Origin of the sequence: Anabaena sp. 90 (assembly GCF_000312705.1) — a bacterium.
GTDB classification, from domain to species: domain Bacteria; phylum Cyanobacteriota; class Cyanobacteriia; order Cyanobacteriales; family Nostocaceae; genus Dolichospermum; species Dolichospermum lemmermannii.
The window spans coordinates 942036-967669 of the sequence record NC_019427.1 but is presented as its reverse complement, the minus strand read 5'-3'; the positions used below and the strand labels follow the sequence as shown (position 1 = coordinate 967669).

General features: G+C 39.8%; 23 protein-coding genes, 1 tRNA gene and 3 rRNA genes. 19 read left to right on the top strand and 8 right to left on the bottom strand.

Annotated elements, in window-relative coordinates; genetic code table 11:
- Positions 1-84: 84 nt before the first annotated feature.
- Entirely contained in the window at positions 85-297 is a 213-nt protein-coding gene (locus ANA_RS04425) for a curli production assembly/transport component CsgG (protein ID WP_015078858.1), read from the bottom strand.
- Between the two features lie 632 nt (positions 298-929).
- Between ANA_RS04425 and cysE the strand changes: the two genes are divergently transcribed.
- The 7 genes from cysE (at position 930) to ANA_RS04390 (ending at position 5138) form a co-directional block, all read left to right on the top strand.
- Positions 930-1661, top strand: a complete 732-nt coding sequence (gene cysE / locus ANA_RS04420; RefSeq protein WP_015078857.1) for a serine O-acetyltransferase — start codon at positions 930-932, stop codon at positions 1659-1661.
- Positions 1662-1689: 28 nt separating this feature from the next.
- A complete protein-coding gene (locus tag ANA_RS04415; RefSeq protein ID WP_041458242.1) occupies positions 1690-1944 on the top strand; it encodes an Asr1405/Asl0597 family protein in 255 nt (84 codons plus the stop codon).
- A gap of 270 nt (positions 1945-2214) precedes the next feature.
- Positions 2215-2421, top strand: coding sequence for a DUF2949 domain-containing protein (locus ANA_RS04410; protein ID WP_015078855.1), 207 nt, complete (start codon positions 2215-2217; stop codon positions 2419-2421).
- A 446-nt stretch (positions 2422-2867) separates the two neighbouring features.
- The gene (nifV, locus tag ANA_RS04405) at positions 2868-3998 is read left to right on the top strand and encodes a homocitrate synthase (RefSeq protein ID WP_015078854.1); all 1131 of its coding nucleotides are present in this window, start codon (positions 2868-2870) and stop codon (positions 3996-3998) included.
- A complete protein-coding gene (locus tag ANA_RS04400; protein WP_015078853.1) occupies positions 3988-4275 on the top strand; it encodes a nitrogen fixation protein NifZ in 288 nt (95 codons plus the stop codon). Before nifV ends, ANA_RS04400 begins: the two co-directional genes overlap by 11 nt.
- Positions 4250-4453, top strand: coding sequence for a putative nitrogen fixation protein NifT (gene nifT / locus ANA_RS04395; RefSeq protein ID WP_015078852.1), 204 nt, complete (start codon positions 4250-4252; stop codon positions 4451-4453). The genes ANA_RS04400 and nifT overlap by 26 nt, the downstream gene beginning before the upstream one ends.
- A gap of 139 nt (positions 4454-4592) precedes the next feature.
- Positions 4593-5138 carry a (2Fe-2S) ferredoxin domain-containing protein gene (locus ANA_RS04390; protein WP_015078851.1) on the top strand — a complete coding sequence of 182 codons (546 nt, stop codon included), beginning with the start codon at positions 4593-4595 and terminating at the stop codon, positions 5136-5138.
- A 170-nt stretch (positions 5139-5308) separates the two neighbouring features.
- On the opposite strand, the gene ANA_RS04385 is transcribed toward ANA_RS04390, so the two are convergent.
- The 3 genes from ANA_RS04385 to ANA_RS04375 all read right to left on the bottom strand — a co-directional run bounded on the left by ANA_RS04385 (position 5309) and on the right by ANA_RS04375 (position 7709).
- Positions 5309-5755 (bottom strand): type II toxin-antitoxin system VapC family toxin, encoded by a 447-nt coding sequence (locus ANA_RS04385; protein ID WP_015078850.1) that lies wholly within the window; start codon positions 5753-5755, stop codon positions 5309-5311.
- On the bottom strand, positions 5752-5994 hold the full coding sequence (locus ANA_RS04380) for a hypothetical protein (RefSeq protein WP_015078849.1): 243 nt from the start codon (positions 5992-5994) through the stop codon (positions 5752-5754). Before ANA_RS04380 ends, ANA_RS04385 begins: the two co-directional genes overlap by 4 nt.
- A 332-nt stretch (positions 5995-6326) precedes the next feature.
- Positions 6327-7709, bottom strand: a complete 1383-nt coding sequence (locus tag ANA_RS04375) for a 1-acyl-sn-glycerol-3-phosphate acyltransferase (RefSeq protein ID WP_174782874.1) — start codon at positions 7707-7709, stop codon at positions 6327-6329.
- A 204-nt stretch (positions 7710-7913) separates the two neighbouring features.
- On the opposite strand from ANA_RS04375, the gene ANA_RS04370 reads away from it, so the two are divergent.
- Positions 7914-9722 carry a proline--tRNA ligase gene (locus ANA_RS04370; RefSeq protein ID WP_015078847.1) on the top strand — a complete coding sequence of 603 codons (1809 nt, stop codon included), beginning with the start codon at positions 7914-7916 and terminating at the stop codon, positions 9720-9722.
- Between the two features lie 85 nt (positions 9723-9807).
- Here the strand turns inward: ANA_RS04370 and ANA_RS28095 are convergent, their stop codons facing one another.
- Positions 9808-9942: a hypothetical protein gene (locus ANA_RS28095; protein ID WP_256369476.1), complete on the bottom strand. Its 135-nt coding sequence runs from the start codon at positions 9940-9942 to the stop codon at positions 9808-9810.
- 423 nt (positions 9943-10365) lie between these two features.
- On the opposite strand from ANA_RS28095, the gene ANA_RS04365 reads away from it, so the two are divergent.
- The 5 genes from ANA_RS04365 (at position 10366) to ANA_RS04345 (ending at position 17332) form a co-directional block, all read left to right on the top strand.
- A 16S ribosomal RNA gene (locus ANA_RS04365) occupies positions 10366-11854 on the top strand.
- 276 nt (positions 11855-12130) lie between these two features.
- Positions 12131-14962 (top strand): 23S ribosomal RNA (locus ANA_RS04360).
- A 164-nt stretch (positions 14963-15126) separates the two neighbouring features.
- Positions 15127-15244: ribosomal RNA gene (gene rrf / locus ANA_RS04355) — 5S ribosomal RNA — on the top strand.
- The 16S, 23S and 5S rRNA genes sit together here, the layout of an rRNA operon.
- Before the next feature lie 169 nt (positions 15245-15413).
- Positions 15414-16061 (top strand): hypothetical protein, encoded by a 648-nt coding sequence (locus ANA_RS04350; protein WP_015078846.1) that lies wholly within the window; start codon positions 15414-15416, stop codon positions 16059-16061.
- 140 nt (positions 16062-16201) lie between these two features.
- Entirely contained in the window at positions 16202-17332 is a 1131-nt protein-coding gene (locus tag ANA_RS04345) for an aldo/keto reductase (protein WP_015078845.1), read from the top strand.
- Between the two features lie 22 nt (positions 17333-17354).
- Here ANA_RS04345 and ANA_RS04340 read toward each other — a convergent pair whose 3' ends face one another.
- A complete protein-coding gene (locus ANA_RS04340) occupies positions 17355-19235 on the bottom strand; it encodes a cation:proton antiporter (protein WP_015078844.1) in 1881 nt (626 codons plus the stop codon).
- Positions 19236-19581: 346 nt separating this feature from the next.
- Here ANA_RS04340 and ANA_RS04335 point away from each other — a divergent pair.
- Together ANA_RS04335 and ANA_RS04330 are read left to right on the top strand one after the other, a co-directional pair.
- Positions 19582-19654 (top strand) — tRNA-Glu (locus tag ANA_RS04335).
- Between the two features lie 377 nt (positions 19655-20031).
- Positions 20032-21705 carry an ABC1 kinase family protein gene (locus tag ANA_RS04330; RefSeq protein ID WP_015078843.1) on the top strand — a complete coding sequence of 558 codons (1674 nt, stop codon included), beginning with the start codon at positions 20032-20034 and terminating at the stop codon, positions 21703-21705.
- Positions 21706-21894: 189 nt separating this feature from the next.
- Here ANA_RS04330 and ANA_RS04325 read toward each other — a convergent pair whose 3' ends face one another.
- Positions 21895-22230: a ribbon-helix-helix domain-containing protein gene (locus tag ANA_RS04325; RefSeq protein ID WP_015078842.1), complete on the bottom strand. Its 336-nt coding sequence runs from the start codon at positions 22228-22230 to the stop codon at positions 21895-21897.
- Positions 22231-22301: 71 nt separating this feature from the next.
- Here ANA_RS04325 and ANA_RS04320 point away from each other — a divergent pair, with 71 nt between their 5' ends.
- The 3 genes from ANA_RS04320 (at position 22302) to ANA_RS04310 (ending at position 23553) form a co-directional block, all read left to right on the top strand.
- Positions 22302-22529 carry a hypothetical protein gene (locus ANA_RS04320; RefSeq protein WP_041457674.1) on the top strand — a complete coding sequence of 76 codons (228 nt, stop codon included), beginning with the start codon at positions 22302-22304 and terminating at the stop codon, positions 22527-22529.
- 99 nt (positions 22530-22628) lie between these two features.
- Positions 22629-23147, top strand: coding sequence for an HNH endonuclease (locus ANA_RS04315; RefSeq protein ID WP_015078840.1), 519 nt, complete (start codon positions 22629-22631; stop codon positions 23145-23147).
- A gap of 16 nt (positions 23148-23163) precedes the next feature.
- Positions 23164-23553 carry an alr0857 family protein gene (locus ANA_RS04310; RefSeq protein WP_015078839.1) on the top strand — a complete coding sequence of 130 codons (390 nt, stop codon included), beginning with the start codon at positions 23164-23166 and terminating at the stop codon, positions 23551-23553.
- 6 nt (positions 23554-23559) lie between these two features.
- On the opposite strand, the gene ANA_RS04305 is transcribed toward ANA_RS04310, so the two are convergent.
- Positions 23560-24411 carry a polysaccharide deacetylase family protein gene (locus tag ANA_RS04305; protein ID WP_015078838.1) on the bottom strand — a complete coding sequence of 284 codons (852 nt, stop codon included), beginning with the start codon at positions 24409-24411 and terminating at the stop codon, positions 23560-23562.
- 277 nt (positions 24412-24688) lie between these two features.
- Here ANA_RS04305 and ANA_RS04300 point away from each other — a divergent pair, with 277 nt between their 5' ends.
- Positions 24689-25456, top strand: a complete 768-nt coding sequence (locus ANA_RS04300) for a ChaB family protein (RefSeq protein WP_015078837.1) — start codon at positions 24689-24691, stop codon at positions 25454-25456.
- Positions 25457-25634: the final 178 nt, after the last annotated feature.

Genomic DNA, 25634 nt, shown 5'->3' with positions numbered 1-25634 from the left:
TTAATTAACAGTGGGTTACGCTGCATCAAATTTATATTCCTTCTTAATCCTTTTTCCCTAGAAAAAAATGAATAGTTACGCCATTTATTCCAATTCTAAAACTTTTTGAGTATTCTCACGACGACGCTGTTCTTTCTTTTCAAACTCAGCTACACAGCTACCTTTATCAACCATTACACAGCTTAGATAATTGGTGATTTCGACCAATCCTGCGCGAAGTGCTTTACCGACAGGGGCTTTGGTTGTTTTTTGATTATCACCACCAATATTGATACCAGAAAAACATACCTTCGCCATTTTGTCAAAGTGCTAACAAAATATGGGTTTCGGACTATGGGTTCAAGGTTATATTCAAACTTTCGCTGTTTTAATTTTTGTATCCCCATACAGCACTTCCCGGTGTTATGAGGTACATATCTAGCGGGCAAGATGCCCGCACTACAAGAGTTTCATGATTCAACTTTGTACCTCATAAGAGCGGAAACCGCTGTATCCAGCAAACAAATCCTAAAACAAAATGAAGAAATCCACTCTTCAACTACCAGAACTATAGAATAATAGTAGTAGTCAGCAATACATAAAATCTATATTTACTGTCATCAAGACAACGGTTATCAGCAAATGAGTACAATTGAAGATATGGAAAAATATCTTGCCTAAATAGCTGTAAAGGCTGACAGGTTAAGAGATTTATTTTGAGTACAAAAAAGCTGCATCCCTAAGCCGAAAATACAAGTACCCTTGTAATCAAAAGCTAGTACCCCTACCCCAATAAAAAATGTAAATTTGTGTTACATAGGGGTTTAAACCTATTGAGTACAAGGGTAATAAATTTAATAAATCTAATCTGCATTGCTAATTTTTGCTGCTGGGGAGTCATCTGATATAAGCATGAAAACAGTCCCAGCTATTTTCACCTAACAGTACAAATGCACCAGTCATTAAACAGGATCAGTAAAACCGAGACTGTAAATAAAAAGCTCCGAAAAGATGGAAGTTCTCGACTTTTTTTAGCACCATTAATCAGTGATTTTCGGATTATTTTTGAGCGTGATCCAGCAGCACGTAATTGGTTAGAGGTTATATTTTGTTATCCGGGATTTCATGCTCTTTGTTTACATCGTCTTGCACATTGGTTACATATCCACAAGGTGAGTTTTATTCCCCGGTTGATTTCTCATTGGGGACGGTTTTTCACAGGTATTGAAATTCACCCAGGGGCAAAAATTGGTAAGGGTGTATTTATTGATCATGGCATGGGTGTTGTGATTGGTGAAACTGCTATTGTCGGAGACTATACACTCATTTATCAGGGTGTAACATTGGGAGGAACTGGCAAAGAAAGCGGTAAACGTCATCCAACTTTGGGTAATAATGTGATAGTTGGTGCGGGTGCGAAAGTATTAGGAAATATTCAAATTAGCGATCGCGTCCGCATCGGTGCAGGGTCAATTGTCTTGGGTGATGTGCCTCCAGATGCCACTGTAGTCGGCATTCCTGGACGGATTATTGCTCCTAAGTCTCATAATCGCATTTCTCCCTTAGAACATGGCAAATTACCCGATATAGAAGCAGGTATGATTCGTTCTTTACTCTTGCGGATTGAGCAATTAGAACAACAAGTCCAAACTCTCACCAATCATCACCAAGATGATCAATAACGTCAATTTCATAAATCTTGAATTACTAATGTCACACAATTGTAAGTTTTTAACTGTCGGTGAACAAGTTTTGCAGATTCCTTTAGGTGATAGATGGTGTATTTATCACCGTTTGCAAGAGTTGATGATTTCCTGTTCCTGTCCCCCGGATGGGTCTTTGCGCGTGCAAGTTAATAACCTCCAAGAAGCGATTCTTGTTCGCAGTACATTAATGCAATTTTTTGCTTCTCGTCATCAATTGGTGAAGTGGTTAGAGAATTGTTTGTGTAACGGTGTTGAGTAAAGATTGCTGGAAACAATCATGTTTTTTTGATTGGTATTACCAATTACCATTGATGATTTTGAGAATGTCTAATCAAAAGCATATCAAAGATTAATTCTTGATGCAAGTCTGATTTATCTCAAGTCATTATTCACTCACAAACTATCTTGCATATTCAAGATAATTCACATAAGCTAAGGTTCACCCAGTTTGCTAAAACTAAAAAAAATTAGTAATTGCTGATGGGAATAACTTGTACCTTATGTTGATTTCAATTGTCAATGTCCAATTATGGTGATTAATAGTATTGATAGAAAGTTACTGCAATTTCTTCAAAAAGAACTAGCACTTTCCCAGGCTGATATTGCGGTAGCAACGCGACATCCTGAGTTCAATCATGGACCCTTACCGATGCTGCTTTGGCAATATGGTTTAGTGGATTTACAACAACTAGACAGGATTTTTGATTGGCTGGCAGAACACCATGAATTAAGGTAGATGAAAAATTACCAGTACCGCAAGGCGGAATTAAAAATTAAAAATTAATAATTAAAAAAGCGGATCATACAAGCTTTTTAATGGTTTTTAATGGTTATCTTATTTCCGCCGCAGTGTAATAGTGAAACTATGAGGTGAAAATTATGATTACTAGCTTAATTGCTGGCATAAGTATGTTATTTTTTACAGGATTTACTAATATTTGTATGGGTTATTGGCTACTAACAAAATTCACAAATAATACCACGAAAAACATTGGATAAATTATACTTATTTTTTGTTTCTTGTCATACAGATGCAACAGCAATATTTGATTAATAATTAAGGATCGTAAATCATGAATCATGATTTATTCGCTCAATTAAGAATTTATTGCCCATCTACCACCATGAAAAATTGTAGCGAACAAGGATATTACAAAAAACTCCGCTAGAGGGACCTTGAAAATGTATCAAATCATGATTAATGATACGACATTACGTGATGGGGAACAGGCAGCAGGTGTTGCTTTTAACTTAGAAGAAAAAGTAGCGATCGCACAATTTCTCGATGCCATTGGTGTCCATGAATTAGAAGTAGGAATTCCGGCAATGGGAGAAGAAGAAATTCGCGCCATTGTTGCCATTCGTAACTTAGATTTACAAGCTAAATTATTAGGTTGGAATCGGGCTGTTATCTCAGATATTAAAGCTTCTATAGCCTGTGGACTCGAACGAGTACATATTGCTATTCCTGTGTCTGGAGTGCAAATTGCCGCTAAATTTCATGGGCAATGGCGAGTAAGTTTACAAAAACTAAAAGACTGTATTAGCTTCGCATTAGATCAAGGTCTTTGGGTATCAGTTGGTGGCGAAGATTCTTCTAGAGCCGACGAAAACTTTCTCCAAGATGTTGCCATGTTATCACAAGAATGGGGAGCATCTCGGTTTCGGTTTTGTGATACAGTTGGGGTACTTGATCCCTTCCGAACTCACCTTAAAGTTAAGCATTTAGTATCAACTCTATCAATTCCTGTTGAGATTCACACTCATAATGATTTTGGACTAGCAACTGCTAACGCTTTAGCCGGAATCAAAGCTGGTGCTGTATCTGTAAATACTACCGTTAATGGACTAGGAGAAAGAGCCGGAAATGCAGCTTTGGAAGAAGTAATTATGGCTCTAAAATGTATTTACGGTGTTGATTTGGGAATTCAGACTCAACACTTGTTAAAACTATCTCAATTAGTCGCTAAAGCTTCCGGCGCTAATGTTCAACCTTGGAAAGCAATTGTGGGTGAAAATACCTTTGCTCATGAGTCTGGTATTCATGCTCATGGTGTATTACAAAACCCAGTTACTTATGAACCTTATGCTCCTGAAGATGTAGGTTGGGAACGGCGTTTAGTCATAGGTAAACATTCTGGTCGGCATTCATTATCTAATCTATTAGAACAGCATGGCATCTTTCTCGATTCTCAAGAAACCCAAGCTGTTTTAGATGTAGTCCGTCAGCAATCAATCCTCAGAAAACGCAGTCTCACTACAGAAGAATTATTAAATTTAGTCAGCGAAAAAAGGTATTCCCATGCAACGTGATGAAATAGAACTGGACTCGCAACCCATTTTTGAAATTGGTCAAAAAGTTCGAGTTAAGAAACTAATCAAAAACGATGGAACTTTTCCAGGTAGAGAAATTGGGGAAGTTTTAGCCAAAATTGGTGATGTTGGTTATGTCTCCAGCATTGGTACATTTTTGCAAGCTTATTATATCTATGCTGTACATTTTTTGGAAACAGGGTACATCATCGGTTGTCGAAAAAGAGAACTAGAATCTGCTGAGGAAACACATGAAAGTAATGCTCCGAATGAATGATGCTGGTACTTTAGTTGTCTACGTCCCTAAAAAAGACTTAGAAGAAGAAGTAGTTAAAGAAACAGATGGTGCAGCAGGTAAAATTCTCACTTTAACTAATGGTTGGGAATTAGAATTTAGTGAATTTCCCGATAAAAGTCGTTTACCAGTAACAGTGGAAGCTAAACGTCTTTCTTAAAATTCCCATCAATACCAAGAAGGTAAAAGGTAAAATCTCTTTTCCCTCTTCCTTCTTTCTTCTTGCTTCTGACTACTGACTCCTGACTCCTGACTCCTAAGTTATTAAATTTTCTCTTGAAAAAATTGGGTTATCGCAAATGGGTGAAAAATATTTGGCTTTATCGGAATTGAATATTGAAGGACAGTTTTTAGGTTTTGCAGGTAAAAAAACCGAGAAATGTAAACATTTACAGTTAGCAATTCCTGGGGGAAATATCAAAATTAAAATTCCTAAAAATTTACGTTGTTCTATAGGTTTATCTTTAGTCCCTGGTGAGCAAATTCATATAGATGCTATTAGTAAATTAAACCCCCGTAACAGGAAATTAAAACTCGAAGCTTATCAAATTCAAGCAGTGGGTTTTTGTCTGATCAAAAATCCGCTTCCTCTTCCTCAACCTAAAGCCAAGATTATGGTATGTCAAAAATCTGGTTGTCTGAAACGGGGTGGAAAGGGGTTATTATCAGACTTAGAAAAAACTTTGGGCGATCGCGGTTTATCTGATAAAGTAACTATTGAACATACCGATTGTCAAAAACGCTGTAGCAGCGCCCCCAATTGTGTTTTAATGTTAGGTAAAAAACAATACAAAAAAGCTCATCCAGAAGCCATAGCGTCCTTGCTAGAGAATCATTTGAGTTAACTTGTCAATATATCTGATAAAATCGTTGCCAAAAGTACATCGCATTATCTCGTTCCCAGTCTCTGACTGGGAATGCTATAACAGAGGCTCTGCCTCTACTATTATTGAAGGCACAGAATCAGGATACCCAGGATTAAAGGATTTACAGGATAATTTTATTCACAATATTCTTAGCTATTAATACTTTGAGGATGAATAATCGTAATTTCTGGAACAGCTATAAAATCTTTGGGGTTTAAAGTTAAAATATGGCTGATATTATGAGCAAGCATCACGGCTAATATGTGTATATCGTGAGTGCGTTTACCAGAAATATTATATGTTGTCACCAAGTTCAACCAAATAGAAAATACATCTGGTATCTCTTCTAGTAAATCAAATTGATTTATTAGCATTTGTACTGCTTGAGTTGTTTGTTTTCCAGTCCATCCTAATCCATTAACATTAACAGGACGAGTAGCAACAACCCAAAATTCAATGATTACCTGAGAGGTAATAAAACATTGATGATTATTAGATATTAAATATTTAATTGTTTTATCAACTAAATGAAAATCTGGAGATGTTATATCTCTTGAACGTAACAGAATATTGGTATCTAATAAGTAATTACTCATCTTCCTCTATCATCATAAATGTTTTCTCGACGTAGTGCTTCATCAGGAAGATTAACAGAACTTTGAGGAGCTTTTTCTATCCACTCTTGCCAAAGTTTTAATCTTTCTTCAGAGGTTAAAGGCTTTTTAGTTTGTTTGTTGAAATCCTGATAAATCAGCCTTTCTTGGAAAAGTTGTTTTTCGTCGGGAGTTAATTTGGAAACAATTTCTACAAGGGAGTCAACAAGTTGTATATTCATAATTATTTATGTCATTTACTAGGTTATAGGCAATATTACACTGTATATCAATTATAAACCCTAAACTGTAAGAATCAGGATATCCAGGATTAAAGGATTTACAGGATGTTTATTGCAAAATTCTTTTAGTCCATTTTAACGGACTTTCGCTATAAGACTGGGAATAAATTCCCAGGCGGGTGATGATGCTTCATGAAGTATAATTTCTCTATCCTAATTATCAACAACTAATAAATAAGCAAAAAATTACATCCTGAAAATCCTCAAATCCTGGATATCCTGATTCTGACAAGATTAAAATTATGTAAACAACTAGCCAAATTACCAAAAAATCATCCCTTCTCCACCAAACCCTCCAAAACCTGCTGCAAATCACTCGTCAACTCAGCCACAGATTGTCTAGCAGCAACCCGACTACCTTTATAAACCGGATAACGTTCAGAAACAGAAATTGGTGTACCCACAGTTATCTTCACCTGCTGCTTACCCAATTGTGGACGATTTAAAGGAATATTCCCCTTAATTTTATTCACCATATCCCATAAAAGTAAAGTCATTTCTGCAAATCTTTCCACCGTTGGTTTTTCGCGGATATAAATCCCAGAAACAGCTACAAAACTCTCAACTAACCTCATGTGCCACATCCGAAAATATGCTTCCTCAGCAATTCTATCTCCCAAACTTTTATCAATAGATGATAATAATTTAATATCCTTAAAATCTTCCCTAAATATATAATTCCAACCTGCTTGTTCTACCCGTCTACATCTATCATTCCAATTTCCTCTAGATGGTAAATCAAAATATTGTTCAGCAATAAATAAAGCGATATTCATTACAGCTTGTAACCGATAAGCTAAAGCCTCATTTCTATCTGTAATTTCCTCATTAGTAATCTTTTCATCTGGCAATGTTTGATGATAAAATTTAGTATAAAATTGCTCCATTACCGATAATAAATGTTCAGCTAACCCTAATAATCGGGGATAAAGCGCAGCAAAAGAAGCCTCAGTTTTCTCTTGATTTACCAATAAACCACTAGCCGCTTCTAATTCAGTTAACAAATTTGCTATATTATCCCAAGGCTGATTAACATAACTATATTTAATGCCAATTGGTACAATTAAAACTTCCTCATCTCTTCCCGCTTTTTGTAAATCTTCCGCACACCAAAAACCCATCTGTGCGATACCCGGTTCTAAAGGACTAATAATCTCCGATAAACCATTTGTAGCACCTTCTGGCGCAGCAGCCATCGGAAACTGACCATTAGCATACAAATCCCGTGCGGAACGCAACCCAGTCCAATCGGCTTTACCGCGTTGAATCGGAGTTCCCCCCAAGTGAGAAATTACCCAACCCACGTGAGAACCAGCCCAAAGAGGAATTCCCCGATCATAGATAAAATGGGCATGAAGTGGATATTGTAGCCGTGTACCCCCAACTCGTGCTACTTTAGGCAAGATTTGGGACAATAAATAAGTTAAACAAAGAGGGTCTACTGTTTGAGGATGACGAAACGCCAACATAAACCGGATTTTACCATCCTGAAACCGTTGATAGCAATCCGCCAAAGTTTCAACGTTGTCTGCTTCAATGTTGCTAATCGGTGTTTTCCACCGAATCCAGTTAGGTAGCACTAGATGTACCAAATTTAACAACAAGGGGTTAAAAGCTGGCGGAATAAATTCTAAGGGTGGTTGTGCTTGATACATTGCTTCAGACAAGGTAGTTATCTCCTCAAGTTAGATGGAAAGAGTATTGTTTCGCGCAAAGACGCAAAGGAGCAAAGACGCAAAGAAATAGATGAATTCATTTTGTGGTTTAGGTTGTAAGTCCTGACTACAAAACTTTTTTGACTAGATGAAAATATTTTAGATGTAACTGATTTGAAAAATTAGCAAGTAAAGGTAAAAAGAATGCGATTATCACAAATGTTATTTGTTACACTACGGGATGATCCTGCTGATGCGGAAATCCCTAGTCATAAATTATTACTCCGTGCCGGATATATCCGTCGCATTGGTAGTGGGGTTTATGCTTATCTTCCCCTAATGTGGCGAGTTTTGCAAAAGGTTTCTCAAATTGTGCGCGAAGAAATGAATGCTACTGGCGCACAAGAATGTTTATTACCGCAGTTACAACCTGCGGAATTATGGCAAGAGTCGGGAAGATGGGATACTTATACTAAGGCTGAAGGAATTATGTTTTCTTTGGTTGATAGAAGAGAACAACAATTAGGATTAGGACCAACTCATGAGGAGGTAATTACTACTGTTGCCCGTGATATGATTCGTTCATATCGTCAATTACCTGTACATTTATATCAAATCCAAACTAAATTTCGTGATGAAATTCGTCCCCGGTTTGGTTTAATGCGCGGACGAGAATTTATTATGAAGGATGGTTATTCTTTTCATGCTGATGAGGAAAGTTTGCAGAAAACTTACCGGGAAATGTATACTGCTTATAGTAATATGTTGCGGCGTTCTGGTTTAGCTTTTCGGGCTGTGGAAGCTGATTCTGGGGCTATTGGTGGTTCTGGTTCGACAGAATTTATGGTCTTAGCAGATGCGGGAGAAGATGAGGTTCTCTATACTGAAGATGGTAAATATGCGGCTAACGTAGAAAAAGCAGTTTCTTTAGCAGCGGAAGCGGAAACTTCACCTTTTACAACTTACGAAAAACGGGAAACTCCGGGAATTGATACAATTGAAAAACTTTGTAATTTCCTCAAGTGTTCTCCTACCCAAATTGTCAAAAACGTTTTATATCAACTTGTCTATGATAACGGTTTAACTGTTTTGGTGTTGATAAATATTCGCGGAGATCAGGAAATCAATGAAGTTAAATTACAAAATGAATTAACTAAATTAGCTCCTCAATTTGGTGCTAAAACCATTCTGACTTTAACTGTACCCAATGCCGAAGCCCAAGAAACGTGGCAAGCTAAATCTTTACCTTTAGGTTATATCGCACCAGACATTGCTGATGATTATATTGCGGGAAGTAAACAGGTAAATTCTCAATTTGTGCGGTTGGTAGATCAAACTGCGGTGGAGTTAAAGAATTTTGTTACTGGTGCAAATGAAAGCGGTTTTCACGTAGTTGGCGCAAATTGGAATGAGCAATTTAAATTACCTGCTCTAACCGTAGATATTCGTAAGGCAAAATTAGGTGATCGCTCACTTCACGACTCAAGCCAAACCCTACAAACAGCTAGAGGCATCGAAGCCGGTCACATCTTCCAACTAGGGATAAAATACTCCCAAGCCATGGGTGCAACCTATACCAACGAACAAGGAGAAGAAAAGCCTTTAGTTATGGGTTGTTATGGTGTGGGTGTGTCTCGGTTAGCACAATCAGCCGTTGAACAATCCTATGATAAAGATGGCATAATTTGGCCAGTAGCGATCGCACCATATCACGCCATTATCACAATTCCTAACATTAAAGATGCCCAACAGATCGCCGTCGCCGAAAAACTTTACACAGAACTGAACAAAGCAGGGGTAGAAACGTTATTAGATGACAGAGATGAACGTGCAGGAGTTAAATTCAAAGATGCAGACTTAATCGGGATTCCCTTTAGAATAGTGACGGGAAGAGCGATTACAAATGGTAAAGTTGAAGTCGTAAAACGCGCAAATCGTGAATCTCAAGAAATTGTCATTGAGGAAGTCATCAATACATTGCAACAATGGATTAATGAGGCAATAGAACGTTAAAATTCAACTCTTGTGGGGTGGGCATACTATGGCTAACGCCACGCTGCGCTATCGACAAGCTCAGTACAAGTCTTGCCCGCCATCATCATAGATCATTTTCACTCAAACCGGCAATTTTTAAGTAAGTAGGCTGAGAAAAACCAAAATGTGTCAAGAAAAGTAAAATCGCCCAAAACTTCTTCACTCTTGCATGAGTGCCTCTTTCCTGTTTCCTTGCCATAACGACAATAATTTTTAACGCCAACCTACTTAATAGATTTAGGGTAGTATTAGATATACCTGTAAATACGCAATAAATGATCGGAAAAAACTTCTGTTTTTCCCTCCCCTACTCCCCCTGCCCCTCTTCTCCCCCTGCTTGCCTTTACCCGTCATTTTTGGATTGACAGACTACTATCATTGTTTCACCCTCGTAAATTGGCTAAGGTATTGCCTAAAAAAAATATTTTCCCAACCCCCTTGACAGGAAAAGAAAGGATTGCTATATTAGTTGAGTGCCGGAGAAAGAAAACAACTCACGGCAACTGAACCGAGAAAAAATAATACTTTGAAAGAATAGATTAAACCAATCCTCGTCGTCAAGATAATTGAAAGAGGATTCGAGATTTTAACTAATTTCGGAGCCGACAAACTCGAAAGAAACAAAATGGAGAGTTTGATCCTGGCTCAGGATGAACGCTGGCGGTATGCTTAACACATGCAAGTCGAACGGAATCTTTAGGGATTTAGTGGCGGACGGGTGAGTAACGCGTAAGAATCTACCTTCAGGTTGGGGACAACCACTGGAAACGGTGGCTAATACCGAATGTGCCGAGAGGTGAAAGGCTTGCTGCCTGAAGAAGAGCTTGCGTCTGATTAGCTAGTTGGTGGGGTAAGAGCCTACCAAGGCGACGATCAGTAGCTGGTCTGAGAGGATGATCAGCCACACTGGGACTGAGACACGGCCCAGACTCCTACGGGAGGCAGCAGTGGGGAATTTTCCGCAATGGGCGAAAGCCTGACGGAGCAATACCGCGTGAGGGAGGAAGGCTCTTGGGTTGTAAACCTCTTTTCTCAGGGAAGAAAAAAATGACGGTACCTGAGGAATAAGCATCGGCTAACTCCGTGCCAGCAGCCGCGGTAATACGGAGGATGCAAGCGTTATCCGGAATGATTGGGCGTAAAGGGTCCGCAGGTGGCATTGTATGTCTGCTGTTAAAGAGTTTGGCTCAACCAAATCAAAGCAGTGGAAACTACAAAGCTAGAGTATGGTCGGGGCAGAGGGAATTCCTGGTGTAGCGGTGAAATGCGTAGATATCAGGAAGAACACCGGTGGCGAAGGCGCTCTGCTAGGCCAAAACTGACACTGAGGGACGAAAGCTAGGGGAGCGAATGGGATTAGATACCCCAGTAGTCCTAGCCGTAAACGATGGATACTAGGTGTAGCTCGTATCGACCCGAGCTGTACCGTAGCTAACGCGTTAAGTATCCCGCCTGGGGAGTACGCAGGCAACTGTGAAACTCAAAGGAATTGACGGGGGCCCGCACAAGCGGTGGAGTATGTGGTTTAATTCGATGCAACGCGAAGAACCTTACCAAGGCTTGACATGTCACGAATCCCGGCGAAAATTGGGAGTGCCTTAGGGAGCGTGAACACAGGTGGTGCATGGCTGTCGTCAGCTCGTGTCGTGAGATGTTGGGTTAAGTCCCGCAACGAGCGCAACCCTCGTTTTTAGTTGCCAGCATTAAGTTGGGCACTCTAGAGAGACTGCCGGTGACAAACCGGAGGAAGGTGGGGATGACGTCAAGTCAGCATGCCCCTTACGTCTTGGGCTACACACGTACTACAATGCTCCGGACAAAGGGCAGCTACACAGCGATGTGATGCGAATCTCATAAACCGGAGCTCAGTTCAGATCGAAGGCTGCAACTCGCCTTCGTGAAGGAGGAATCGCTAGTAATTGCAGGTCAGCATACTGCAGTGAATTCGTTCCCGGGCCTTGTACACACCGCCCGTCACACCATGGAAGTTGGTCACGCCCGAAGTCGTTACCCCAACCTTTTGGAGGGGGATGCCTAAGGTAGGACTGATGACTGGGGTGAAGTCGTAACAAGGTAGCCGTACCGGAAGGTGTGGCTGGATCACCTCCTTTTAGGGAGACCTAATCCATTTAGAATTTCGACAGCAATGAAAATTGCTAATAGAGCCTAAATTGGTCTAACCTAGGTCGGTCGAGATTGGGATAAATCTTTCAAAGTATTATTTGCCTTAGTTTAAAAACACAAATCAAAGTCAGCACCTAACAATAATAGTTAGACTGCTGGGTTAAATTCCAGCCAGAACCTTGAAAACTGCATAAGAGAACGAGAATTAGCAGCGCAGACGTGAAACATGAGAATGTTTCATCAAAGCAGACAAAAAGAAATGTGGTCAAGTTAATAAGGGCTAATGGTGGATACCTAGGCACACAGAGGCGATGAAGGACGTGGTTACCGACGAAATGTTCCGGGGAGTTGGAAGCAAACTTTGAGCCGGAAATGTCCGAATGGGGCAACCCTATGTACTACCTGTTGAATATATAGACAGGAAAGAGCCAACCCAGCGAACTGAAACATCTTAGTAGCTGGAGGAAGAGAAATCAAACTAGAGATTCCCTCAGTAGTGGTGAGCGAAAGGGGAAGAGCCTAAACCAGAGGATTTATCTTCTGGGGTCGTGGGACAGCGAGATCGAATCTAGAGACTAAACGAAACAGCTAAATACTGTACCAGAGGGGGTGAAAGTCCCGTAGTTGAAAGTCAAAGGATAGTAGCTGAATCCCGAGTAGCATGGAGCACGAGGAATTCCATGTGAATCAGCGAGGACCACCTCGTAAGGCTAAATACTACTGTGTGACCGATAGTGAACAAGTACCGCGAGGGAAAGGTGAAAAGAACCCCGGAAGGGGAGTGAAATAGAACATGAAACCATAAGCTTACAAGCAGTGGGAGTCCGATTTAACGGATGACCGCGTGCCTGTTGAAGAATGAGCCGGCGACTTATAGGCACTGGTAGGTTAAAGCGAGAATGCTGGAGCCAAAGGGAAACCGAGTCTGAACAGGGCGATAAATCAGTGTTTATAGACCCGAACCCTGGTGATCTAACCATGTCCAGGATGAAGCTTGGGTAACACCAAGTGGAGGTCCGAACCGACTGATGTTGAAAAATCAGCGGATGAGGTGTGGTTAGGGGTGAAATACCAATCGAACCAGGAGCTAGCTGGTTCTCCCCGAAATGTGTTGAGGCGCAGCGGTAATGGTTAAATTTGGGGGGTAAAGCACTGTTTCGGTGCGGGCTGGGAGACCGGTACCAAATCGAGACAAACTCAGAATACCCAGAAGAAGACATTGCCAGTGAGACAGTGGGGGATAAGCTTCATTGTCAAGAGGGAAACAGCCCAGACCACCAGCTAAGGTCCCCAAATCATCGCTAAGTGATAAAGGAGGTGAGATTGCCTAGACAACTAGGAGGTTTGCCTAGAAGCAGCCACCCTTGAAAGAGTGCGTAATAGCTCACTAGTCAAGCGATCTTGCGCCGAAAATGAACGGGGCTAAGCGATGTACCGAAGCTGTGGGATTGATATTAAATTATTAATCGGTAGGGGAGCGTTCCGTCGTAGGTTGAAGCAGTAGCGGCGAGCAGCTGTGGACGAAACGGAAGTGAGAATGTCGGCTTGAGTAGCGCAAATGTATGTGAGAATCATACACCCCGAAACCCTAAGGGTTCCAGAGCCAGGTTCGTCCACTCTGGGTTAGTCGGGACCTAAGGCGAGGCCGAAGGGCGTAGTCGATGGACAAAGTGTCAATAGTCACTTACTGTTCTGTGGGAGCATAGAGAGGGACGCATCAAAGATAGCCATACCCTGATTGGTTTGGGAGGAGTTTACGAACTCCGAGTGGTGAAGGATAGTGCCAAGAAAAGCTCGCTATGTGATGAAGATAGAACACCCGTACCCGAAACCGACACAGGTAGGGAGGTTGAGAATACCAAGGGGCGCGAGATAACTCTCTCTAAGGAACTCGGCAAAATGGCCCCGTAACTTCGGGAGAAGGGGTGCCCACCTCAGACGTGGGTCGCAGTGAAGAGATCCAGGCGACTGTTTACCAAAAACACAGGTCTCCGCCAACTCGTAAGAGGACGTATGGGGGCTGACGCCTGCCCAGTGCCGGAAGGTTAAGGAAGCTGGTCAGCGAAAGTAAAGCTGGCGACTGAAGCCCCGGTGAACGGCGGCCGTAACTATAACGGTCCTAAGGTAGCGAAATTCCTTGTCGGGTAAGTTCCGACCCGCACGAAAGGCGTAACGATCTGGATGGTGTCTCAGAGAGAGACTCGGCGAAATAGGAATGTCTGTGAAGATACGGACTGCCTGCACCTGGACAGAAAGACCCTATGAAGCTTTACTGTAGCCTGGAATTGTGTTCGGGCTTCGCTTGCGCAGGATAGGTGGGAAGCGGTGAACTATTCCTTTTGGGGAATAGGGAGCTAACGGTGAGATACCACTCTGGCGAAGCTAGAATTCTAACCCACGACCGTAAGCCGGTTGGGGAACAGTTTCAGGTGGGCAGTTTGACTGGGGCGGTCGCCTCCTAAAAAGTAACGGAGGCGCGCAAAGGTTCCCTCAGCACGCTTGGAAACCGTGCGACGAGTGTAAAAGCAAAAGGGAGCTTGACTGCAAGACTGACAAGTCGAGCAGGTACGAAAGTAGGCTTTAGTGATCCGACGGCGCAGAGTGGAATGGCCGTCGCTCAACGGATAAAAGTTACTCTAGGGATAACAGGCTGATCTCCCCCAAGAGTCCACATCGACGGGGAGGTTTGGCACCTCGATGTCGGCTCATCGCAACCTGGGGCGGAAGTACGTCCCAAGGGTTGGGCTGTTCGCCCATTAAAGCGGTACGTGAGCTGGGTTCAGAACGTCGTGAGACAGTTCGGTCCATATCCGGTGCAGGCGCAAGAGTATTGAGAGGAGTCCTCCTTAGTACGAGAGGACCGGGAGGAACGCACCGCTGGTGTACCAGTTATTGTACCAACAGTAAACGCTGGGTAGCCAAGTGCGGAGAGGATAACCGCTGAAAGCATCTAAGTGGGAAGCCCACCTCAAGATGAGTACTCTCACTACAATTTGTAGGTAAGGTCACGGGCAGAACACCCGTTAATAGGCTCTAAGTGGAAGTGCAGTAATGTATGAAGCTGAGGAGTACTAATAGACCGAGGGCTTGACCTCTAATTCAATTAAAAATTGATAATTAAAAATTAAAAATGAAGGTTTTTGGTGGTTAATTATCACTGCTGATTCTCGTTCTTTTTGCAGTCTTCAGGGTTGTGAATACCCTAAGTTAAAAATCGGTAATTAATTTTTAATTCTGAATTTTTAATTTTTAATTGTTTCCTGGTGTCTATGGCGCGGTGGAACCACACTGATCCCTTCCCGAACTCAGAGGTGAAACGCTGCTGCGGCGACGATAGTTGAGGGGTAGCCCTCCGTGAAAATAGCTCGATGCCAGGTTTATTATTTAACAACAATGCCCCTTCTATTCTTTTAGAGGGGGTTTTGTTTTTGGGTTTAATTTTTTAGCGTTTATCTCCAGGTGTGTCAAAAAGTTAATTTAACAATTGCATTATGATTAGACAAATGTAATACTACTGTAAGTAAGCAGTATCAAAGGGGTTCTGTTATGGCTAATTGTCCTAATTGTGGTTCTGGTCACATCCAACTTAAACAGGAAACTGATGTAAATTGGGGAAATGCCATAGTCGGATATGCTTTATTTGGTGTTGTAGGTGCGGCAGTTGGGGCTGTTACAGGTGAAGATAGAAATGTCAATGCTTGTCTAGATTGTGGAACATCTTGGAAAGCTGAAGATTTATTTAGGCTTCTGCAAATTATTAAAGATTGCACAGGTGCAAAACTAAATTTAGCCCTATACCGTGACCGTGTATACCTGAATAAATTCATTTCTGAACTGAGTAGTTATTTAAAATCAATACCAGAGATAGAAGGAAAAGCTGATCAACTTATTGCTGATGCAACAGAACAAGGAAAAAAGAGAAAAGAAAATAATGATGCAAAATGGGGGTGCGGTTGTCTTGCTATTGGCTTAATATTAATAATTACTGTTTTTCAGGTTCCATTTTTTGCATTTCTGATTTTTTTGTTTGGACTTTTTTATGCAAAACTTCTGATGGACAATGAGAAACCTATTAAAGAAGAAAATGATAAACTAATTCAAAATGCTAAAAATGAAGCAGTGATCATGAAGCGTGAAGCTGAAAAAAGACTTAATGCAAAAATAAAAAGTTTTATGGATAATAATCCCTTCTAACTCAATATTCAGACAAAAAAATTATGAACAACAAAATATCCAACTTCTGACAGTATGCTGGTTTTTGCGGGCATTGCCCACCCTACACTACTTTTTATTGATATATCTTCAATCAATTAGATAAGTCCTAGTTACCTGCTATGCAATATCGTCGTTTTGGTAAAACTAATTTACATCTTTCTGTTTTTTCCTTGGGAACAATGCGCTATTTAACTGATAGTGAAAATGTCCAACAGACCATTGAAAAAGCTTTATCTTTAGGAATTAATCATTTAGAAACAGCTAGAGGTTATGGTGATAGTGAAGCATATTTGGGTAAAGCTATAAAAGCTGGTTTATCAGTACCCCGTAATCAAATTTATATTACTACTAAAATTCTCCCAACACCAGATGCTGACACTATGCGTCGGTATATTGATGAATCTTTAAATCGCTTGAATTTAGATTATCTGGATTGTTTAGGAATTCATGGATTAAATACTTGGCAACATTTAGAATGGGTACAATCTAAAAACGGTTGTATGCAAGCAGTAGAGGAAGCTCTAAATGATGGAAGAGTGCGACATATTGGTTTTTCTACTCACGGATCATTAGATATAATTTTAGCAGCTATAAATACAGATTTATTTGAATTTGTTAATCTCCATTATTACTATTTTTTCCAACATAATGCCCCCGCGATTCAGTTAGCGACAGAGAAAGATATGGGCGTTTTTATTATTTCTCCTGCTGATAAAGGCGGAAAATTATATACTCCACCCCAAACATTAAAAGAAATCTGTTATCCATTCACACCATTAGATTTAAATTATCGTTTTCTGCTAAGTGATAACCGCATTAATACTTTGAGTATAGGACCAGCAAAACCGGAAGAGTTAGTAATATCTCCAGAACTTTTTGATCATAATAACGAATTAACAAAAGCCGAAATTGCTATTTTTGAAAAATTAGAACATCAGCAAAATCATGTTTTACTAACTGATAAATGTAGTCAATGTTATGCTTGTTTACCTTGTCCCGAAAATATTCATATTCCCGAAGTTTTAAGATTACGAAATTTAGCCCTAGCTTATGATATGAAAGATTATGGAGAATACCGTTATGGAATGTTTGAAAATGCTGGTCATTGGTTTCCAGGGATGAAAGCTAACCGTTGTACAGAATGTGGTGATTGTTTGCCCAAATGTCCAGAAAATTTAGATATTCCCACTTTGCTAAAAGATACCCATGAAAGATTGCAGGGGAAAGCAGGAAGAAGATTATGGGGATAAATCCAAAATCTAAAATCTAAAGTTATTTAACTTTTACTTCTTCAACTTCTGCTAATGTTTCCATAGTTAGCGGTGTAGACTGACTAGCACCAGAAAGAAGTTTTAAAAGATTAGGACGGGAATCATATAATAGATAGATAATGCGATCGCCTATTTCCCATTCTTGAGTAGCCGACATTACCTGTAAACGTTCTTGTCTTTCTAACAACAGTGGTACTAAAATCCCATCTCGAATTTTTTCTTGTATATGTTCTTGTTGAGAGTCAAATTCTGCCGCATTTAATGTAGTTGTTCCCAATTTCACCTGTCCATTCATCAAATATTCATTCCAAGTTTTTACTGGTAAATCAGAAACAAAAGCTTGATCAACTTTACTATTCTCCGAAGGAGATCCTTGAGGATGTCGGGGGAATATAGCTAAAACACGGGGAGGATTAAATTCCTCAGCAGCCCGTTGAGCTAAAACAAAATTCACTTCACCATTACTGGTAATGGCTAAAAAAGTCCCCATCGAACCAATACCAGCTTCTTCCAGTATTTCCCCATCTAAAGCACTACTAGCAATCACTCGGAGATTTTGGGCTTCAGCTTGGGCTAACCGTTCCGGGTCAGTATCAATCATCACTACACTTTCTCCCCGTTCTTGAAAAAAGCGGGCAATTAATAGACCCAAGGGATTACAACCCACAATTACCGCCCCAGTTGCATCTTTAGAGGTAATTCGTAACCATTTAACCAACCAGCCAGCGGTTAAACCTTGGCAAAAAACCGTCATGATAATTGTCAAAAAGACTAAAGCTTTAATCGAATCACCACCATTAACGCCCCTCTGCGTCAGTAAAATCGCAAATAAAGACGCTACAGAGGCGGAAACTATGCCTCTGGGTGCAACCCAACTTAAAAATAGTTTCTGTCGCCAATTTAGATCACTATTCCAAGTACACAAAATAATGTTAATGGGGCGAACAACAAACATTAACACCAAAACGGTGAATAAACTCCCCCAACCTAAAGCGAAGACACTGGCAATAGATAAATCAGCCGCTAGGAGGATGAATAATACAGAAACGCTGAGAATTGTCAGTTGATTTTTAAAGCTTCGCAATAAACGCTCTTCGGGAACTGAAGAGTTAGCAAACACCGCACCTGCTACTACTGTGGTCATAATTCCCGATTCGGAGCGAATCATTTGCGCTAGGGCAAACAACACCCATAAAACTGCCAGTACAACCAGATTTTTCAGTTCAAAGGAAATGAAATTGGCGCGTTTAAACATCCAACTCATTAAATATCCACCAACGCCACCAATGCCCGCACCCACAGCGAAACGTAAAATTAGACCAATAATGGCATTAATGGGGTCTGTATCACCGTTTAAAATCGTATCCAGGACAACGTAAGCCAGGATAGCTCCCACTGGATCTATTAAAACTCCTTCTCCTTCTAATAGCGTTGCTACTTGTCTATCTACGTTAATTTGTTGAATTAATGGACCAATTACGGTCGGTCCGGTGACAACAACAATGGACGCATAAAGAACTGCTATATTCCACGGAAATTCGCCTAGCCAGTGGGCGGCAAGACTTCCCCCTAGTAGGGTGATCAGGGTTCCCAGGGTGACGAGTAACTGGAGACTGAGGGAAACTTTGCCCAACTCCTGCCGATCTAATTTGAGTCCACCTTCAAACAAAATGATTGCTGTTGCTAGGGAAACAATCACTTCCAATCCTGTGCCTAGTAAATGCGGTTGTAATATTCCCAGCCCGTCTTTACCTAAAAGGATGCCTAAGAGGAGTAGTAACACGATGCTAGGTAATTTGAAATATGCAGCCATTACCTGGGCGCTAATGCCTGCAAAAACAGTGATCACCATCTGGAGGGTGATTTCAAAAGGTGCTTCCATATTGTAGATTTTGAGCCATTGATTTCAAAATCCTCTCTAAAGAATCATAAATATTAACTTTACAGAAATATCCGGTAAGCGTAAAGCTCAGGGGCTAAAGCCTTGAGATATAAGCGACGCGGGCAAGATGCCCGCACTACCAAAAACCCGTCAAAATAAATTTGACAGACTACTAGAAATTTCTCAAGAATTTATTTTTCTTGGCAAAAGGACAGGGTTAATAGTCCAGAAATATTCCCCCTGCTCCTTACTTTGTGGCTTTTTCACCTCCTCTAAAAAAATCTTTCCAAAACCTCTTGACATTCTCAAAAAAACTCGCTATATTGTTAAAAGTGAAGAGAAACAAGCCCCCATCGTCTAGAGGCCTAGGACACCTCCCTTTCACGGAGGTAACAGGGATTCGAATTCCCTTGGGGGTATTATAAAAGGGATAGAGAAAGAATTTTTCTTTTTCTATCCCTTTGATGTTTTTATGATTCCTGTGTCGGAATATTTACAAGATTTAATTTTGTTATTAGGTAGGGGTTTAGCAGTGCTAAACCCTTAGAAATCCAGGTTTTTTGTAATCTGGCAAAAGTCCATTTCCCAACCGTGTTTAGTATGGACTATTGTATTAATTGCTTGTATATACCACAGGCTAATTGCTACACGATTAGTTTACAAGTCTTCATTGAGACGGTGTTTAATAATTTATACTATGCAGTGTAATTATTCAGGAGCTAGGAAAGAAATAGCCAACAATTACCGCTATATTATAAACAATTAATCATGGAAACATCAAATTTTGTTTATATTTATGATGGCAAAGTCTAAAAAGTTTCGTTGGCAAAAAACTAAATATTCTACCTTAGCCCGAAAAATAGACATTTTCAGGGCTGCGGCTAAATTTATGTTATTTCTGTGGTGGGATAGTATTTTTCCTCAAGATTCTTTAGAACATAAGAAAAACCGCGCTACTTGGTTTGTGAATACTTTAATTGATTTAGGTGCTACTTTTATTAAAATTGGTCAAACTTTGTCAACTCGTGCCGATTTATTGCCTCTAGAATATATAGAAGCTTTGGGAACTTTACAGGATCAAGTTCCGGCTTTTAGTAGTCAAGAGGCAATTAAGATGATTGAATTAGAATTAGGTAAACCTCTACAATTTATCTATAAAGAATTTGATTTTAATCCTTTGGCTGCTGCTAGTTTAGGTCAAGTTCATAAGGCTACATTATACTCTAACGAAGAGGTGGTTGTTAAAGTTCAACGTCCGGGTTTAGAGGCTTTATTTAATTTAGATTTTAAAATATTATTACAGTTAATTAAGTTTTGCAATAAATATTTGGCTGGGGTAAGAAAGTATAATTTACAATCAATTTATAATGAATTTTTTGATTTGCTGTTTCAAGAAATTGATTATATTCAAGAGGGTAAAAATTCTGATAAATTCAGAGATAATTTTCATGGATATCCGCGAGTTATTGTCCCTAAAGTCTATTGGCAATATACAACAACGAAGATATTAACTTTAGAATATAAACCGGGAATTAAAATTAATGATAAAGCGGCTTTGGAAGCCTGCGGAATTAATATTCATCAGGTAAATGAAACGGGGATTTGTTGTTATTTAAAGCAACTATTACAAGATGGTTTTTTCCAAGTTGATCCCCATCCAGGGAATATGGCAGTCAATCCAGATGGTAGTATTATCTTCTATGATTTTGGCATGATGGCAGAAATCGGAATTTTGGATAAAGATCAAATGATTAAAACCTTTTTTGCTATTTTAAAAAAGGATAGCAATGAAGTGGTAAATACTTTAATGAGTATGGGATTACTTGAACCTGTCCCAGATATGACTCCAGTAAAAAGATTAGTCACATTTTTATTAGATAAATTCACCGATAAACCTTTAGATGTTAAAGCATTGGGTGAGGTAAAAATTGAACTTTATGAAATGTTTGAACAGCAACCATTTCGCTTACCTGCTCAAATGACATTTATTTTAAAAGCTATAACTACATTAGATGGTATTGCCAGGACTTTAGAGCCTCAATATAATCCTACAGTATTATCCCAGGCATTTATCAAAAGTCTGGCAGTCACAAAAAGTAAAGGAAGTACAATCGCTCAATTAAGCCATCAAGCTAGGGATTTTATTCAATATCAACTGACAAAACCGAATAAAACCGAAGTTTTAGTTAAGAAATTAGAGGAAAGAATTGAAAGAGGAGAGTTACAATTAAGAGTTAAAAATGTTGAAAGCGATCGCATCTTAGGACAAATTTATCTAGCCATCAAAACCTTAATTTATGCTTGTTTAACAGGATTTAGTCTATTGACGGGGTTAATCTTAATCATCTCTAAGTATCATAATTGGGCGATCGCAATTTTTTGTGTATGTGCTTTTTGTCTATATTTATTAGTTAAATCGTTAATGAAATTAGCAGTGATAGAGAAAATAGAAAAAATGGGCAAAAAGTAGCTAAGTAAGGATTCAGGTCTAACGTCTTCCGTAATTCCTCTATAATTAACCCGGAAATCTCAGGCTTTGCATCCGAATTAACACGGGAAACCTGAATTAATCCAGGAAATTGTCTTAAATAAATCTAAAAATTAGTATTTTACCCAGTTACTAAGGTAGCGTCTGGGTAAAATTAACTAAAATTACCGACTAATCAACCAAACTCTCAAGACTCAGAGGAACCATATCACCATTCCTCGTCAGTCCCAATAACATTGACTGTTGTGATGCAATTAATTTACCTGTGAGGACACAACGCTCATCTTGTTGGGCTACAGCAGCAATACTAGCACGAATATCAGATTTAGAAAAACGCGGTTTCCACTCACCTGATTTTTGCTGGATATAATTCCAGAGAATATCTCGAATTAGAGACTGATATCCCTGATTACCAGCGATATCTTTAAGTTTCTCCTTGAGTTTCCGTTCTAGACGAATACTAGTAACTTCCATATCAGTTGTTGGGGTGCGTGTAATGGTCTGCATGATTTTTTCTCCTTATAGGTATAGACAGGATAGTAATACAAGTGTAGTATGTTTAAAGGAATGTTCAATAGGTGAAATTTTCTGTGAAATCCATTTATCCCATCTCTACCTCTTCACAAGCAACCAAACGCCTCGGCAGTTGGGAATTTGCTGCTGCGGACGTGGAGAATTTATTTATGGGCAAGGATAGCCAACATCAAGGGCAAAGAACAAAAGGCAATTATGATTTTAAATATCCCAGCATGAATTTGCTGAATACAAAACCACAAATAGAGATCAAACGCGGGAGGTACAGGTAAAGAAATGCTGTACCAAAATAAGACAAAACCATCAGGTCAATTGTTAACCCCCGCAGCGTCTAAGACAGAAGCGGGGGTTTTTTTATAAGGAGTTAGGCTGTGACAAGCGCAATCCAAGTATTAGAGCAATCTGTAGTCGTGTTTTCCCAGAATTACTTACCACTGTGTCGGATAAATATCAAGCGGGCGATAGTGTTGCTAGTCAGCAATAAAGCCGAACCATTAGAATTTTCGACAGAAGACGGTTGGTTAATTCACTCATCTCGATTTGTGCTGTCTGTACCCAAGCACATCCGCTTAACAATTGCTGCTACGGAACGAATGTGGAAAATTCCGCCAGTCAATCGTCGGGAGGTTTTACGACGAGATCATAGCAGTTGTCAATATTGCGGTACTAACAAACATCTCACCCTAGATCATGTTATCCCCCGATCTAAAGGTGGCCGACATACTTGGGATAACGTAGTCATAGCCTGCGAAAAATGTAACTCTCGCAAAGGCAATAAAACACCCACTGAAGCTGGAATGCCTTTGCGGAAATTACCGAAAGCACCTATTCACCCAACGGTGATATTTGCTGAGAAGTTTTGGAATGATATGCAAGCAAACCTGGAATAACAGGAGAGCAAAAGGAATGCTGAAATTAACTTACACCGAAAACTGTTTTTATTTAGAGTGTCTCACTCAATCTCTTGAGGAATGGGTAGCCCAAAGAGTGATTTTGGCACTGCGTGTCAGTCAAACTTTGCGGATTGAACCCACCACAGCTTCCTTTATGCTACCTCTTGATTTGCCAGGAGTAGAAAGACTAAAAGCCGAAGTAAATCGCCATGATAGTGAAATTATGGGCTTATCTAACTGTGATCCTGAATACTTAGAAGTTACCCTCGATGGTTCTTGGTTATCTGATGGTAATCATGATGCTGTCGGTGTATTTGTCACCACTATGAGCTATAGCACGGAGTTTTTTTTGTATAAACTTTGGCAAGAGTCTCAAATTTGTGCTTCTGTCGTCACTGAGTAAGGATGATCATGGCTGCATTTCTAAAAGTTCAGGAACTGTAACAAATCGGTAGCCTTGCTGTTTGAGTCCGCTGACGATTGCCGGCAAGGCTTTGACTGTTCTTTCCCGATTTCCGCCACCATCGTGCATTAACACAATAGAACCGGGTTTAGCATCTCTGATCACATTTTTCACAAATACTTGATATTTTGCCCGCGGATCGGTGTCTGCTGAAGTCACTGACCACATAACAACGGAGTTTTTCTGACTTTTAGCATAAGCAGCTAATCCGTTGTTTAAATAGCCTCCAGGGGGACGGAAAAATGATGTTTTGACACCTGTTGTTTTATAAATAAGGTCATTTGTTTTTTCAATTTCACTTTTAGCTGTGGCTTCATCCATCTTTCGATACCAATGATGCCAAGTATGATTACCAATAGCATGGCCTTCAGCTACAACTCGTTTAGCAATTTCGGGATTTTCTTGTAAGGCACTTCCTACCCAAAAGAATGTAGCTTTTACATGATTTCGTTTGAGGATATCTAACATTTCTGCGGTGGTTTTTGGCCAGGGACCATCATCAATAGTTAAAGCAATTACTTTCTCTTTATTGCTGGGTTCAACTTTATAGATAGTTTTTGCTTGATATTTAGCTGGGACAGTAAAATCTAGGTTTTCAACTTTAGTTAGTAGTTGTGATTTGGGATTAATTTGATTAGTCGGAATGGCAACTTTTAAGGGTTCGCTATTGGTTTTTAATTGGCGTGGATTTGGGATGTTAGTACAAGCTGTAAAAGACAATGCTATTGCGGCAATAGCAATTACTTTTAGTCTTTTATTGTGGTTATTTGTGGGAAAGGAATTATAATTTTTGGGCATAAAGTTCTGTGATATATTCTCCAGGTTGGGAAATTGAAATCTTCCAAAATTAATAAAAAACTTAGTTGGGTAAGGATTTGACTAAATCGGCAGTTAGAAACTGCATTTACAAAAGTCATCAAAAGCGGGGTTTCGCAACTTCTAGGATTTTTTTATTGGGATGAGATTTATCTATTGAATATTACAGCCAATTCTCTCTAAAGATTGATTAAGAAAATATTTAATTCAATTAGTATTTATAGGCACAGTCAATCATCACAGTAAAATGAGTGGACAAATGTCAGAAACATATCAAGCAGAGCGTACCATCTCATCTATATTTAAAGAACAGAAACAAATTGATGATGTAATTCATCGGTTACTAGATAGAGGCGTTTCCAGCGATTATATATCCGTTTTGGGCAGAAATTTTCAATCAGAAACCAGAATTGCTGGCTTTATTACTAAGCGGGATGTAATTTTGGGAGGATTAAGAACTGGGGCGATTTTTGGTTCTTTATTTGGTTCTTTCCTTAGTTTATTAACTGGGGTCGGTGTATTATTTATTCCCTTTGTTGGTCCAATTGTGGCAGCAGGTCCGATTGGAGCGATATTATTAGGGGCCGCAAGTGGAGCGCTCGCTGGTAGTGCTGGGGCAGGTTTGGTATCAGTTCTTACTGCCTTGGGGATGTCAGAAGACAAAGCTACGGTTTATCAAACCCGCTTAGAAGCTGGTGAATTTTTATTAATGATCGAAGTCCCGATCAATCGGAGTGGCGAATTTCAATTACTATTGGAAAGTTCAGGTGGTGAAGAAATTAATATCATTGGCAAAACACTACCTCATCCTTGTCCTGGAAAATGCAAAAATTCAGATGATTTATCTCCTGAAGTTCGCACCCATCTTTCACCAGAAGCTCAGAATATATTCATTGAACGCTATAATACTGCACTGAATGATAATATGGACAAGCTTACATCTGAACAAATGGCTTGGGATGAAGTTCATAAGCGATTTGATGAAGATGAAAATGGCGTTTGGTCAAAAGTTAAAGTTTTGCGATAGGATGTTCTTCTAAGAGAATTCCACAAAAAAGATGATCCAATTTTGTGGGATGGGCATCTTGCCCGTCCTTGTGTTGTTAGCGGGCAAGATGCCCGCACCACAAGAGATTTTGGGATATTTTTTTAATTGGAAGTCTCTAATTAGAAGTTCCTAAAATCTTTAAATACAAAAACGCACC

Excerpts from the sequence above, each read along its gene's own strand:
- cysE (WP_015078857.1), top strand. The coding sequence starts at position 930 with ATGCACCAGTCATTAAACAGGATCAGTAAAACCGAGACTGTAAATAAA.
- ANA_RS04400 (WP_015078853.1), top strand. The coding sequence starts at position 3,988 with ATGCAACGTGATGAAATAGAACTGGACTCGCAACCCATTTTTGAAATT.
- ANA_RS04330 (WP_015078843.1), top strand. The coding sequence starts at position 20,032 with ATGATGGCAAAGTCTAAAAAGTTTCGTTGGCAAAAAACTAAATATTCT.
- nifT (WP_015078852.1), top strand. The coding sequence starts at position 4,250 with ATGAAAGTAATGCTCCGAATGAATGATGCTGGTACTTTAGTTGTCTAC.
- ANA_RS04300 (WP_015078837.1), top strand. The coding sequence starts at position 24,689 with ATGTCAGAAACATATCAAGCAGAGCGTACCATCTCATCTATATTTAAA.
- ANA_RS04325 (WP_015078842.1), bottom strand. The coding sequence starts at position 22,230 with ATGCAGACCATTACACGCACCCCAACAACTGATATGGAAGTTACTAGT.
- ANA_RS28095 (WP_256369476.1), bottom strand. The coding sequence starts at position 9,942 with ATGGCAAGGAAACAGGAAAGAGGCACTCATGCAAGAGTGAAGAAGTTT.
- ANA_RS04385 (WP_015078850.1), bottom strand. The coding sequence starts at position 5,755 with ATGAGTAATTACTTATTAGATACCAATATTCTGTTACGTTCAAGAGAT.
- ANA_RS04375 (WP_174782874.1), bottom strand. The coding sequence starts at position 7,709 with ATGTATCAAGCACAACCACCCTTAGAATTTATTCCGCCAGCTTTTAAC.
- ANA_RS04380 (WP_015078849.1), bottom strand. The coding sequence starts at position 5,994 with ATGAATATACAACTTGTTGACTCCCTTGTAGAAATTGTTTCCAAATTA.
- ANA_RS04415 (WP_041458242.1), top strand. The coding sequence starts at position 1,690 with ATGTCACACAATTGTAAGTTTTTAACTGTCGGTGAACAAGTTTTGCAG.
- ANA_RS04345 (WP_015078845.1), top strand. The coding sequence starts at position 16,202 with ATGCAATATCGTCGTTTTGGTAAAACTAATTTACATCTTTCTGTTTTT.
- ANA_RS04340 (WP_015078844.1), bottom strand. The coding sequence starts at position 19,235 with ATGGAAGCACCTTTTGAAATCACCCTCCAGATGGTGATCACTGTTTTT.
- ANA_RS04310 (WP_015078839.1), top strand. The coding sequence starts at position 23,164 with ATGCTGAAATTAACTTACACCGAAAACTGTTTTTATTTAGAGTGTCTC.
- nifV (WP_015078854.1), top strand. The coding sequence starts at position 2,868 with ATGTATCAAATCATGATTAATGATACGACATTACGTGATGGGGAACAG.
- ANA_RS04425 (WP_015078858.1), bottom strand. The coding sequence starts at position 297 with ATGGCGAAGGTATGTTTTTCTGGTATCAATATTGGTGGTGATAATCAA.
- ANA_RS04350 (WP_015078846.1), top strand. The coding sequence starts at position 15,414 with ATGGCTAATTGTCCTAATTGTGGTTCTGGTCACATCCAACTTAAACAG.
- ANA_RS04370 (WP_015078847.1), top strand. The coding sequence starts at position 7,914 with ATGCGATTATCACAAATGTTATTTGTTACACTACGGGATGATCCTGCT.
- ANA_RS04390 (WP_015078851.1), top strand. The coding sequence starts at position 4,593 with ATGGGTGAAAAATATTTGGCTTTATCGGAATTGAATATTGAAGGACAG.
- ANA_RS04410 (WP_015078855.1), top strand. The coding sequence starts at position 2,215 with ATGGTGATTAATAGTATTGATAGAAAGTTACTGCAATTTCTTCAAAAA.
- ANA_RS04305 (WP_015078838.1), bottom strand. The coding sequence starts at position 24,411 with ATGCCCAAAAATTATAATTCCTTTCCCACAAATAACCACAATAAAAGA.